The 13,456-nt window shown below is 37.1% G+C and carries 12 protein-coding genes and 1 pseudogene; 7 read left to right on the forward strand and 6 right to left on the reverse strand.

The annotated features are described in order from the left end of the window. Positions 1-82 precede the first annotated feature (82 nt). Positions 83-1,126 carry a spermidine/putrescine ABC transporter substrate-binding protein PotD gene (gene potD / locus HMPREF3129_RS05980; protein ID WP_004245887.1) on the forward strand — a complete coding sequence of 348 codons (1,044 nt, stop codon included), beginning with the start codon at positions 83-85 and terminating at the stop codon, positions 1,124-1,126. Between the two features lie 132 nt (positions 1,127-1,258). Here potD and HMPREF3129_RS05985 read toward each other — a convergent pair whose 3' ends face one another. The 6 genes from HMPREF3129_RS05985 to HMPREF3129_RS06010 all read right to left on the reverse strand — a co-directional run bounded on the left by HMPREF3129_RS05985 (position 1,259) and on the right by HMPREF3129_RS06010 (position 7,098). Beyond that, positions 1,259-1,576 (reverse strand): helix-turn-helix domain-containing protein, encoded by a 318-nt coding sequence (locus HMPREF3129_RS05985; RefSeq protein WP_004245886.1) that lies wholly within the window; start codon positions 1,574-1,576, stop codon positions 1,259-1,261. A 26-nt stretch (positions 1,577-1,602) separates the two neighbouring features. Beyond that, positions 1,603-2,676, reverse strand: coding sequence for a fimbrial protein (locus tag HMPREF3129_RS05990; RefSeq protein ID WP_004250113.1), 1,074 nt, complete (start codon positions 2,674-2,676; stop codon positions 1,603-1,605). Continuing rightward, positions 2,676-3,194 (reverse strand): fimbrial protein, encoded by a 519-nt coding sequence (locus HMPREF3129_RS05995; protein ID WP_004245882.1) that lies wholly within the window; start codon positions 3,192-3,194, stop codon positions 2,676-2,678. The genes HMPREF3129_RS05990 and HMPREF3129_RS05995 overlap by 1 nt, the downstream gene beginning before the upstream one ends. Beyond that, positions 3,194-5,725: a fimbria/pilus outer membrane usher protein gene (locus tag HMPREF3129_RS06000; protein ID WP_052124571.1), complete on the reverse strand. Its 2,532-nt coding sequence runs from the start codon at positions 5,723-5,725 to the stop codon at positions 3,194-3,196. The genes HMPREF3129_RS05995 and HMPREF3129_RS06000 overlap by 1 nt, the downstream gene beginning before the upstream one ends. 36 nt (positions 5,726-5,761) lie before the next feature. Further along, on the reverse strand, positions 5,762-6,439 hold the full coding sequence (locus HMPREF3129_RS06005) for a fimbrial biogenesis chaperone (RefSeq protein WP_004245879.1): 678 nt from the start codon (positions 6,437-6,439) through the stop codon (positions 5,762-5,764). Positions 6,440-6,537: 98 nt separating this feature from the next. Continuing rightward, positions 6,538-7,098, reverse strand: a complete 561-nt coding sequence (locus HMPREF3129_RS06010; protein WP_004245878.1) for a fimbrial protein — start codon at positions 7,096-7,098, stop codon at positions 6,538-6,540. 869 nt (positions 7,099-7,967) lie between these two features. Between HMPREF3129_RS06010 and yddG the strand changes: the two genes are divergently transcribed. The 6 genes and pseudogenes from yddG to HMPREF3129_RS18865 all read left to right on the forward strand — a co-directional run. After that, entirely contained in the window at positions 7,968-8,903 is a 936-nt protein-coding gene (yddG, locus tag HMPREF3129_RS06015; RefSeq protein WP_004245877.1) for an aromatic amino acid DMT transporter YddG, read from the forward strand. Positions 8,904-9,091: 188 nt separating this feature from the next. Further along, complete coding sequence (locus HMPREF3129_RS06020; RefSeq protein WP_004250120.1) at positions 9,092-10,366, forward strand: bifunctional O-acetylhomoserine aminocarboxypropyltransferase/cysteine synthase; 1,275 nt, start codon at positions 9,092-9,094, stop codon at positions 10,364-10,366. Between the two features lie 429 nt (positions 10,367-10,795). Next, entirely contained in the window at positions 10,796-11,389 is a 594-nt protein-coding gene (locus tag HMPREF3129_RS06025) for a TetR/AcrR family transcriptional regulator (RefSeq protein ID WP_004245875.1), read from the forward strand. A gap of 20 nt (positions 11,390-11,409) precedes the next feature. Beyond that, positions 11,410-12,270: a transcriptional regulator gene (locus HMPREF3129_RS06030; RefSeq protein ID WP_036919169.1), complete on the forward strand. Its 861-nt coding sequence runs from the start codon at positions 11,410-11,412 to the stop codon at positions 12,268-12,270. Continuing rightward, positions 12,270-12,788: a FidL-like protein gene (locus HMPREF3129_RS06035; RefSeq protein WP_004245872.1), complete on the forward strand. Its 519-nt coding sequence runs from the start codon at positions 12,270-12,272 to the stop codon at positions 12,786-12,788. The genes HMPREF3129_RS06030 and HMPREF3129_RS06035 overlap by 1 nt, the downstream gene beginning before the upstream one ends. 583 nt (positions 12,789-13,371) lie before the next feature. Beyond that, positions 13,372-13,456 (forward strand): annotated as a pseudogene (locus tag HMPREF3129_RS18865) (BMC domain-containing protein); the annotation flags it as partial.

Raw genomic sequence — 13,456 nt, forward strand, 5'->3', positions numbered from 1 at the left:
TACGGTCTTGATGACCAAATCTGTTGGAGGTAGGCGTTACGCCTATTTGATATTAACGCATCAACCACTGAAGGAAGCCTAAATGAAAAAGTGGTCCTCTGTACTTGCTGCCAGTGTAATGGCATTAAGTATTGGTACAGCATCGGCTGATGATGGTAAGACAATCTATTTCTATAACTGGACGGAATATGTACCGCCAGGATTGCTGGAACAGTTTACAAAAGAAACTGGGATTAAGGTGATTTACTCCACCTACGAATCTAACGAAAGCATGTATACCAAATTAAAAACCTATAAAGATGGTGCTTATGATTTGGTGGTTCCTTCAACTTATTTTATTTCTAAAATGAGCCATGAGGGGATGCTACAGAAGATTGATAAATCGAAGCTCAGTAATTTTGATAATCTTGACCCAAGTTTATTACATAAATCATTCGATCCTCAAAATGACTACTCAATCCCTTATATTTGGGGAGCGACTGCGATAGGGATTAATAGTGATGAAGTTGATGTAAGTAGCATTACTTCATGGGCTGATTTATGGAAACCGGAATATAAAGATAGCTTACTGTTAACGGATGATGCACGTGAAGTATTCCAAATGGCTTTATTAAAATTAGGCTATTCAGGTAATACCACAGATCCAAAACAGATTGAAGAAGCCTATAAAGAGTTACAAAAGCTGATGCCTAATGTACTGGCTTTTAATTCGGATAATCCTGCCAATCCTTATATGCAAGGAGAAGTGAATCTAGGGATGATCTGGAATGGCTCTGCATTTATTGCGCGAGAAGCCGGTGCTCCTATTGAGTTGGTATGGCCAAAAGAGGGCGGTATCTTCTGGATGGACAGCTTAGCTATTCCTGCAAATGCAAAAAATGTTGAAGGTGCGCATAAGCTTATCGACTTCTTATTACGCCCTGAAGTTGCTGCAAAAGTGGCTGAAAATATCGGCTATCCAACACCTAATTTAGCGGCACAAAAATTATTGCCAAAAGCTATCACAAAAGATAGCTCACTTTACCCTAGTGAAGAGATTATCAGTAAAGGCGAATGGCAAAATGATGTGGGTGAAGCGACGGTTTTATACGAAAGCTATTACCAAAAACTGAAAGCGGGTCGTTAATTAAGTTTATCAGTACCAAAAAGCCACCGTTAAACGGTGGCTTCTTATTTTGTATAGAAAAAAGAGAACATTATCATTAAATCAACGATAAAATAGATGACAGTGTGTATTTGAACCGAAAGGATAATTAAGTTAAGGGCGATTAGTGCCATTTTTTATACAAGCCTCGGCAATCAGCAGGCTGTTTTTTTCTTGTATATTTCGTTGTTGCTCAATATTAATCATATAGTTACTTTGTAAGAAATAGCTGATATGAACATCAAACTTTTCAGTAATTAAATAAACAAACTCAATACTGATCCTATTTGTTCCTCGTTCATACCGTGAAAGTTGTTGCTGACTTATGCCTAACTCTTTGGCAAATAGTTTCCCCGAATATTTTAAATTTTTTCGCAAGTGACGTATTCGTTGTCCTATACGAAAATTAATCGTTTTGCTGCTATCAATCATTTCATCAGCCTTAAAAATTCAAATCATTATTGATAAGAAAAAGTGAGACTGGCTAATCCGTTTGCTTTACCCGGTTTTAGTGTCCCAGTCGTGATATAGCGAGTTGACAGGTTTAATATGTAGTTTTCGTTGTTAGAAGTTGTTATATGGAGTAAACGTTGGTTAGGTTGTCCTATCGCACTGATATCAGGGCCATACACCACGGGAGTTGGATTATCATTAAAGAAAAATTGAATACCAATACCAGAAGCATCAGAGTCTGATGTCAGTGTGAGGATATCTGTATTATTAGAATAGGTAGACTGATCGGTCATGCTGGCATATAAATGCACATTACTATCGCATGTAACAGAGATGGGTTTAGCCTGACTTTTTGATGTTGAACCAATGGCTGCCATATCTCGCATTGAGATATCACCTAATTCATAGGTGAGATTTTTGGTATTTACGGTACAGCCTCGAGCTTTAATAGTAATAGTGACGGGGTTAATTGCTACGATAGAGGTATTATTGCCTTTATGGCCTCCACCATATTCAGACCATGTATTGGCGATAACTGTATATGGAATGTTATAAACGCCAGTCTCAAGATGTTTATCTGTCACCACAAAGACGACTTTGCCTTTCAGTGAAACGCGATCCACATTATGGTTAACGGTAGAGCCTACTGCAGGATAAATCACCGTTGCACCCGAACCGTTATCAACATCAATAGGTACGTAAGCAACACTATCATTGTTATCTTTTAAACCAAAAGCATAGCCGATACCTTTAACTCCGGGGAGTGAATAAACAGGATAACGATTACTACCTTCGTAATAGTAGATCCCGCTAATTTTTGAACCAGTAGCATTAGCATAGAGGGTTTCAACCCAACATTTTTGCAAAAATTTCTTCTCACATTTGAAACCATTATGGACAGAGGTTTCACCTATCCAAGTTGACGTGATGGGCGTTCCTGCGGGAGTACCATCGGCGGCACCATCAAAATTCATAGGTGGAGGGGTTACCACTAATGGATCTGCAATAGCCCATGCCATTTGGCTCGGGATACAAAGAAGAGAAACCAGCAATGTGAAGAAAGAAAAAGAGCGTGTCATTATTGGTACTCCAGTAAAAAGGTTGCTGTTGCATTCGCCGATCCGGCTTGAACAGGAAGTTGAGTCGCTACATAGCGAGCATAAAATTGCAGGGTATTATCTTGGTTAGGCAATAAGGTATAAGACTGGCTTTTATCGTTAATATCGATGGAAGCTCCTGAGTTATCCATAATGGAAATGGCAACTCCCTTGGCACCCGTTGCATCAATGGCGAGTAAGGCGTTATCAATAGGATCGGCACGACCATTAAAACTAACCTTCACAGCACTGGCTTCAGGTTGGCAATCGACTAATTTAATACTAAAAGGGATAACAGGCGTACGTTGTTGCGTTATCGTCGTAGAAATAAAATCTTTTGTGGCGATTTGGCCTAATTTTACGGTAATACGTTTTGAGTTTGTCTCTACCGTACATGTGTTTCCTGTTACTCTGGCATTAATGTGTACCAATGTATCGTAAGCAGATCCCTTAGTGGTAAACAGTAATGACAACGCTACAATAAGCATTAATTTGTGCATTATTGGCACTCCTGTGTCATTTTCACAAAAGGTTCATCAAGTTGAGAGGCGGGTAATTGATAGTTCACTTGACAGTATTGAGAGGCATTATGCCCCCAGCGGATCTCTAATTTTCCTGAATCAGGGACACCCGATAAGTAGAGTAAGCCATCATCGCCAACAATACCGGACAGATGATTTTGTTTATCAGTTGCTATTGCCCCAAAAGGGAGTGGGCGACCTTGGTGTTGTAGCGTCAGTAATAAGCGATACCCTTTTTTAGCATCAAACTGAACTTTAATGACGGCGCCTTGTGTTGGGATCACTTGCTTAATGTTTTGCTCAATTTCAACATTATCGGGTAATGCGGTGGTGTCTAATGCCACTCGATTTTGTCGATAAGCGGTAGCATAGGGAATAACGGCAAACCCTCGCCAGTCAGTATAAACCCCTGTCGCATTATCAATCGGTACATCCGCAGTATTACGAGCATCTACTAAAATGGCATTAGCGCTTAAGGGTTGGCTTAAGGTTAATCCGCCACTATGGAGTAGCATACCTCCAGCGAGGCTATAGTTAATTTGTTGAGCATCTTGATGATAGTTATAGCTAGCATTTAAATTGCCATAGCGACTTTGATAACCCAACGCCGCACTACCGGTATAGTTTCCGCCTTGATTGCTATAACCTTGTTGAACACTGTAATTAAGGGTATTGTCTTCCAATAATGTACCAGCAATCCCCGCATTATGTGTCGAGTAACCGTTATTATTGTGGCTGTAATTATATGTGAGATAAGTGCTATTGATGGATTGATAACTTGTCGGCATTAGCAATTGTAATGGGATAGAAAGACCCACAGACAATGTTTGGTCACGCTGACCACTATTCATCATTCTGTTATAACTATAAATGACGTTATAAGAGAGCCCTTTAATATTGCCATTGTAGCCGGTTTGTACTAGGACATTTTTCTCATTAGTTCCCCAATAATTTTGCCAGTTGGTCATCATAAAAATAGAGCCATAATCCCCCAGTTGTTGTGATAAATTAATTTGTAGGCTCCCTTTCTTGCGATTATGCAAATTAAAATAACTCAACGGTTTTTTTTGATTATCTTCATACAGATAACCGGACATACGTGTATTTAATGTCTCATCTAATGTGTAAAAACCCGAAGTAGAGTAACGATAACCGAGCAATTGAAAGTTTGTGCCAAATTGGTTTAACGACTTGGCATAAAGAAAACGTAAAGAATAACCATCTGATGTTGAGTTATTTGGCAATTGGCTATGAGCAAAGGTGATATCGGTAGAGAAGGCACCTAGGGTACCCATATTTTTACCTGCTCCTAGGGCATAAGATTGGTAATCTTTTGTTGCTAATGCACCGCCATAGACAGTGGTGTCATAGGGTAAGCCATAAATAAGATGACCTTGTATAAAGCGAGGTTTTTTATGTTGGTTATTTTGGCGTATTTCACCGGCTTGGATGACAAACTGTTTTTGGCCTTCTCGCTGTAAAATAGGTACAGCAGAATAAGGCACAACATAGCTGTGTTTGCTACCATCATTTTCTTCAATGGTGACATAGAGGTCGCCACTATTTGACGTTGGATAGAGATCACGGATTTCAAAAGCACCCGGAGAAACAAAGGTTTGATAAATCACATAACCGTTTTGGCGGATCACCACTTTAGCATTGCCTTTAGCAATACCTCTGACTGCAGGTGCAAATCCTCTTTGGCTATCAGGTAGCATAGTGTCGTCACTTTCTAATGAAATACCTCGGAAATTAACACTGTCAAAAAGTGTTGATGAGGTATAACTATCACCAATTTGTAATTGGCTTCTTAATGACACAATATTGCGTTGCAGATAGGTATTGATATGGTTCCATTGGTTTTTCCCGTTTGACGAATTCCAAGTGGAATAATCGCGTAATCGCCAAGCACCAATATTGATCCCACTACGTAGATTTAAATAGTAGCTATTATTATGAGAATTTCCCCAGCTATTAGCGCCACTAAAGGTGTAATTTAAAATACCTGCTGTTATACCGTTATCCCATTTTTCTGGTGGAATATAACCGCGCGCTTTCAGATCTAACGCGGCTTGAGGGACTTGAATATTTAAAGCTTGTTTCTCAATATCATAATTAACAACAGAATCTGGAATGATTTTTTCAATATCAATACATTCATTTGCCGAGAATTTCTCAAAATCAGCAAATAGTTTAATATTGATCCCGAGTGATTGATAATCATCTCGATTTAAACAAGGAATAACATGGTTATCTTGACTAATAAAATGAATATTTTCACTACGCAGATACTCATGATTAAAAACAATATCAAGAAGATAATCACCGGGTTTAATGCGGTTGCCTGCTTCAAAATAACTTAAATCGGTGACGGCATCAGGAGAGTCAGCCAAAAATGCAGGATTAAATCGGTTTGCGCTATATGATGAAAAGGACAGCGTCAATGACAATGCAATGACACTTGGAAAGAGAAAATAAACGATATCTTTATTAGTATTCTTATTAACCATGGTTTTTGACCAACAGGGTTGAAAAAGATGCTGTGATTAATGAACGATTTCTTTTTTTAAAACAGGAGTCTGTGCGCCATAATCATTAATGGTTTGGAATGAAATGGTATTAGCATTCTGATTAACTTTTCCTAATGTTAATTGTGAAAATGGGTTAATCATAATACTTGAAGGAAGTTGACTGTCGGCTGCGGCTAAATTGACCATAGTAATATGATAAGGTGTTGGATTATGGGCAATTAACTCCCCATTTTTATAGGAAAAAGTCACTTCATTGGCATATTTTTCAGTATAAGCGGACAATCCACTAGGACGGTAGAAAAGCTTTATCCGACTCTGGATGGCAATTTGTAGTGTATTTTCATTAGCAAGCTTTTCATCTAAAGAAGGAATAGCTTTGACATTCATCCAAAATAAACTTTCGCGATCTGCAGGTAAAGGTTCACCTGTATACATAATTCTTAAAGCATTCTCTTTATTAGCGTCAAGAATATATAAAGGAGGGGTAACAATAAAATCATTATTTTTATTACCTTGATTATCAGATACCCATGATTGAATTAGAAAACTATTCTCTTTATCTGAATTAGTCACAACAAGATTAGTTTGTTTAATATTAGAATTATAAATAATACGCGTAGCACCTAATGAAACACCATTAGAATAAGCAATAAGTGGGAATAAAAAAATAATAAAAGCAAATATCTTTTTCATAATAAATATTTATTAGCTAATGAATATGGAGTAATAATACTTTTGATAAAAATAGGCCGTCCTTGGCGATAAGACATCAATCAAAAGTGATGAAGTGATTAAGAGTAAGTCACCATAAAGTTAGTTGTAACGTTTGCGCTACCTGCCTTCACTGTATCATCAGTGGAAATAAGAGAAGCGTTATAATTTAATTGGTTTTCACCTTCGATTAATTTTTGAGTTGAAGAAGGTTGTCCTGGAACAACATTTTTGCTGCTTGAATCGGTAATTTTTAACGCTACATTGGTTGCTGCGCCACTGCCTTGTAATGCGAATGCAGTTGCATCACCATCAGAAGCTGTACCGTTAAAGGTAATTGCTGCTAATGATGAAACAGTAATATCGCAGTTATTTAATTTAATGCTAAAAGGAATACGTCCTGTTTCATCACCTTTTTTAGTGAATTCAGCGACACGGAATTGACCCAAACGAACAGTTTGGTTACTTGAACTACTATCAACACCACAAGCAGCATTAACGACAGAACCTTCAAAGTTAATAGTACCACCATTAACTGTAACTTCTGTTGGTGCTGGTGTACCAGTATCTTCTGCTAGGGCAGGTGTAGCAATTATGGCCATTGCTGAAGTAATAATTGCAGATAATAATAACTTTTTCATTAAATGTTCCTATATTTTCAATATATATTTAATACTTAGCTTAATAAAATAAGCTAATATTTAATTCTGTTTTTATTATTAATAATAAAAAACAAGGATTAAATTATTTTTGGAAAATGCCAAATAAGACTATTTTATTTATTAAAACAAAAGCGAGCGATAGCAATCTTCGTGAAAACGAATAAATTGCCATATATTCACTTAAGTCAAATTTACAAAAATTATAAATGTGGTAAAAAAAATAGAGAAATCGTTTTAAACGATCGTTTTTTGCTGGTTTTATAGATAAATTCTATTAATATCTGCTCAACTATCGGTAATATTTAATTGTTAAAAAATAGAAAAATATATTATTTTGTCTAATGTTTTGTGAGTGATTTCTTATCTGATTGATATTGCTTGGTTTTTTATTTTATTTTATTACATCTATCTCATCATTTATCTGATGCATCGTAAAAAGATAGCGTACTTATACTTATAAGATGATGTTTCATAAAATGTATTTTATGGATAGTTTTTTTATAAAATGAAACGAAAAATGGCTTTTTGTTAAGCAAAAAAGCACGCTGAAAGGGGGCATTTAAGTAAATTTTAAAATTAAAATTTATTATTTGTAAATAAAATAGAAATATTGTTTATTCATTTTTATTGGAAATTACAAAGCGTATTTTTATCGTATAAAAATAAAAGATACTTTTATTACTCGTATTGGGAGTAAATCAATATATTTAATTTGCTATATTAATTGTAACAAAATGTTTCATTTTCGAGTGCGCTTCTTCTATAGGGAGTGAGTAATTCAAGCAATTATCCCGATTCTGTTTTACTATCGGCTATATAGAGAAAAACTTAAATCTGAAGGTATAAACATGATTTCCAGTACATCAAAAGGAACACTCTATGGCATTGTGGCGATATTCCTTTGGAGTACCATTGTTGGGTTAATTCGCAATATCAGTGAGTATTTTGGTGCGGTAGGGGGTGCTGCGCTGATTTACACAACGGGAACGCTATTTTTGATTTTGATCTTAGGGGTACCTAAGTTATCTCTTTTTCCTAAGCGTTACCTTGCTTGGGGGGCACTTTTATTTGTTAGCTATGAAATCTGTTTATCGTTGGCGCTAGGATTTGCTAGTGATAGAGCACAAGCTATAGAGCTTGGCATGGTTAACTATTTATGGCCCAGCTTTACACTGGCATTAGCGGTGTTCTTAAATAAACAGCGATTCTCTATCCTATTGATTGTGGGTTTATTATGCTCATTCAGTGGGCTTGTTTGGGTTGTTAGTGGTGATAATCCACTGACAATAGAAAGCTTATGGAATAATATTTGTCGTAACCCTCTCAGTTATATTTTGGCGTTTATCGGCGCCGTGTTATGGGCATTTTACAGTAATGTGACTCGTCTTATTTCGGGGGGACATAATGGTATTGTGCCTTTCTTTTTCTTAACGGCATTGGCACTTTGGGGGCAATATATTTTTTCTGCTCCAATCGAGTGGGTGGTTAATGTAAAAAGTATCTCACTGTTACTTATTACTGGGGCTGCGATAGGGTTAGCTAATGCGGCGTGGACGGCAGGAATGATCAGCGGTAATGTGACATTATTAGCGACGCTTTCTTATTTTACTCCGGTAATTTCTACGGCTTTTTCATCCCTACTACTCTCTACAGCACTCTCTTTTTCATTTTGGCAAGGCGTTATGATGGTGACAGGCGGCTCTTTAATTTGTTGGTTAGCGACTCGTCAAAAAATGACAAAAATGCCAAAAACGAGCAAATCGAATGTAAAACAGGGTTCTTAAGTCAAATTTTCGTGCCAATTGGGGGTATTTGAATAAATACTCTCGATTTTAAAAAAGTCTCATTGGTATAAGTTGAAATTTTTTCACTATGCGACAAGGCTAATATCCGCTTATCTATATTACTTATAAGTTAAAAGATCTAACTTTTATTTAGATGCTACCTATATGATAAGAACAAAGGGATTGCTATGAAACTTGAGACACTTTCTGTTCACGCTGGTTATTCACCTGATCCAACCACCAAAGCTGTTGCGGTGCCTATTTACCAAACCACCTCTTATGCATTTGATGATACGCAACATGGTGCTGATCTATTTGACTTAAAAGTACCTGGCAATATCTACACGCGTATCATGAACCCAACCAATGATGTATTGGAACAACGCGTTGCCGCCTTAGAAGGAGGGATTGCGGCAGTTGCTGTGGCATCGGGTATGGCTGCGATTACTTATGCTATCCAGACCATTGCACAAGTGGGCGATAACATTGTGTCGGTTGCGAAACTCTATGGTGGTACATATAACTTAATGGCACATACTTTTCCCCGTATCGGTATCGAAGCGCGTTTTGCCCCCCATGATGATCTGCTGGCACTTGAAGCGTTAATTGATGAGAAAACCAAAGCGGTATTTTGTGAATCTATCACTAATCCAAGTGGTAATATTGTTGATATTCAAGCTCTCGCCACTGTGGCTCATCGTCATGGTGTCCCTTTAATTGTTGATAATACGGTAGCAACGCCTTACCTATGTCGCCCTTTTGAGCATGGTGCTGATATTATTATTCACTCACTCACTAAATATATTGGTGGTCATGGTAACTCTATTGGTGGGATCGTCGTTGATTCAGGTAAATTTCCTTGGGCTGAACATAAAGATCGTTTTGAAATCCTCAATACACCGGATGTCTCTTATCATGGGGTTAATTATGTTGAGCACTTTGGTGCGGCTGCTTATATTGCGCGATGCCGTGTTGCTCCATTGCGTGGAACAGGAGCCGCCCTTTCGCCATTTAACGCCTTCTTAATTCTTCAAGGTCTAGAAACATTAGCGTTACGTATGGAGCGTCATACTGAAAATGCGCAAAAAGTTGCTGAATATTTGCAAAATCATCCTCAAGTTGTCTGGGTTAAATATGCAGGTTTAACCAGCCACCCAGAGCATGATTTAGCGGTACGTTATATGTCAGGTAAACCTGCTGGTATTCTCTCTTTTGGTATCAAAGGTGGTGCTGAAGCGGGTGCGAAATTTATCGATGCATTGAAATTGATTGTGCGTCTTGTCAATATTGGTGATGCTAAATCCTTGGCTTGTCATCCTGCATCAACCACTCATCGCCAACTCAATGATGAAGAGCTAGAACGCGCGGGAGTTTCGCGTGATTTAATTCGACTTTCAATTGGTATTGAACATATAGACGATATTATCGCTGATCTAGAACAAGCATTAAACGCCAGTTTTTAACCGTTATTAATAATAGTTAATTAATAACGATTAAGTAATAGTAATTTAATTAATAATAGAAAGGCCTTCTTTAGATTTAAAGAGGGCTTTTTATTTTAAAACAAACAAATAATCGCCCTTTTAAAGGCACCTTTAATTTATTCTCTATGAGAGAAAGAGTGTTTTATTGTGTTACCACATTATTTAAATATCTTAATGACTATTTATCCTTATTTTTAATTGATAATTATCAAGTTCTCTTTTTTGTTGTTAATTAAATATTTTATTGAGATCAAAACTATAAAATAATTTTATTATTTAAAATTAAATTTGGTTTTAAATAAAGTAATGTGAAGTTGACAACATTATTGGCATATAATAAGGCTCACTCTAATAGTGCTTGATTTTGATCAATAAGGAACATACCGACTGGTCGGTATTATCCTACGCATGAATACAACCGCACATCACCGAAAAAAAGATCCTATCCGCGTCCAAGAGCAGTTATTAGAAGCGGCAAGTATTATTGTGGCGAATGAAGGAATTGCTTCTTTATCTTTAAATGCCGTAGCCAAAGAAGCGGGTGTCAGTAAAGGCGGATTATTGCACCATTTTCCTGGGAAGATAGAACTGATACAGGCGGTATTCAAACGCTTACTCGGTATTATGGATAAACGAATTGCGTTAATTATGGCCAACGATCCGATAGAAGCAGGGCGCTTTTCTCGCGCTTACTTAACCTATATTTCTGATCTTAAACAGTCAGATGAAAGTCGCCAATTGGCAATACTTTCTTTAGCTATGCCTAACGAGCCAATAATGCGTCAATGTTGGCGTGATTGGATGTTAGGCCATTTAGCCAAAGGCGATAAACTTGATAATAGCTACTTAGGTACGTTAATTCGTTATGCTGCCGATGGCCTTTGGTTATCAGAACTCACAGAAGGCCCTACGATTTCACAACAAGAGCGTAGTGCATTAGTTGAAAGATTATTAAAAATGACATTTGAATATATGGCCGACACAGCAAATCAGTCATGTTAATTAGGATGAATGAGGGCACAATGAAATACAGAATAAATGCCTCAATTTATTACGACGCAACGGATGGCGCGATATCGTTAGAAAAAGGTGACGTTGATACACATCTGTCTATTACCGCTAATGCGTTACTCTTTTATTTTATTCAAAATCCCGGTGTAGTAAATCGTGATGAAGTATTAAAACGCGTGTGGGATGACAATGGGCTAGTTTCTTCAAATAGTAATTTAAACCAATATTTAAGTTTATTGCGTAAAACATTTCGTCATTATGGTATTGAAAATATTATTGTCACTATCGCCAAAGGGCGACTAGAGTTTAATCCTGATATCTCTGTTGAATTAATTGATGACTCAACACTGTTACCTGTTACGCAAACAAATGAGCACGAAGGTGAAGCAAATAAAAGTCATACCGCATCACCCATTGAGACATCGTTATCATCCGAGCCTGATAATCTAGACAGTGAATTAGAAAAAGAGCCTCAATTACCGGTAACATCGCCACAAAAGCCAGAAATTTGTTGGTATTTAGCCAGTATTGGTTTTTTATTTGGCGCCATATTTCTTGTGGTGATCATCTTTTTAAATCAGCATCAATCCAAGCCTATCACATTAACACCTCTCACCCATAATGATTGTGAATTACTCTCTAACGAGGCCATGATTAACTCCTCTGTCAGTGATAATTATATTCGCAATTTTGACGCTGTAAGAAAGAAGCTTAATTTACAGTGTGTGAAAGGGGAGCGCTTTGTTTTTTTCTATGGTGATAAATTACAAACTAATGGCTTAGGGCGTGTCTTTTTAGCGCATTGCGCTAAGAACGAAGATAATCCATTTAGCTATTGCGATAATTACTTTTACTATTCTTGGAAATACTAATGAAAATCTCAGGGAAACTTTTATGTTTTTTATCGGCCCTGATTTTTATCTTGGTCGCCACTTATGCAGCAACAAGATTATTAACTATCAAAAATGAAGGTATGATGGTTTGTTCAACAAAGGGCATTATGCGCTTTGAAAATATGGAAGATGAGAATGTGAATGGCAATATTCATTTCTCTTTTGGTGCTAATGGCAAAGGCTCTATTGTGGTTGAGGGGTATACTACCTCTAAAGCGGGTTGGCTCTATTTACAACGTTATGTGAAATTTGATTACACCACAAAGCGGGTTTCCCCCACCGAGCGTCACTATTTTGTCAGTCAATGGGAGTCTAGTGCCTCCTCAATTGATGAGTCTCCCGATGTTATTTTTGATTATTTTATGCGTGAAATGTCAGATAGTCATGATGGATTATTTATTAATGCACAAAAGCTAAATGAAAAAACGTTATTACTCAGTTCGCTCAATTCCCCACTCTATATTTGTACCTTAAAACCCGGCAGTAAATTCGATTAAAAATCCACATTACTTTCTCGCTCAATAAATATTGGGCGAGCGTTGCGACGTATTCTTGCGAATATTCCCTCTCTCATACTGTCCCCCCATCGACGGAAACATTGACTATTTATGCCTGCTAAGGACGCCGCATAATGAGTTCGGCTTAAGACATAAAGGGCTAACCTAGAAATAGCACTTTTTGTATATAGACTAGATTTAGCTTTTTCTCATCCTTGAGCTGGCATTGAAATATTAGTGATATCCCGCACATCTTTCCCACTGATTTGTACTGCCTTTTTGCACCTTTTCAACATCCTTCTAACAAACTTAAATTGTCTTTTTTTTCATCTTCCTTGTGTGTTTTTTTATAAATTTAAACAGATAAAAAAAGGCAATTAACAGCACAGATAAATAAAAACAAGGCTAAATAAGCATAAATATCAGAATATAAAACTATATGTTTATCTTTTATGGATTTATATGTTGTTTTTATTTTTAGCCGTTATAGTGAATTTGAAACCAAGGTCTGCGTTTAAAAAATCACCACGCAGACATGATGGGTAACTGTAAACCGTTAAACGGCTTCCTGGAGGAAATAAAAATGGGTGATGCATTAGGTCTGATTGAAACTAAAGGGTTAGTGGCATGTATCGAAGCCGCTGATGCGATGTGCAAAGCCGCCAATG

It is taken from the genome of Proteus sp. HMSC14B05, from assembly GCF_001808035.1.
GTDB classification, from domain to species: Bacteria; Pseudomonadota; Gammaproteobacteria; order Enterobacterales; family Enterobacteriaceae; genus Proteus; species Proteus mirabilis.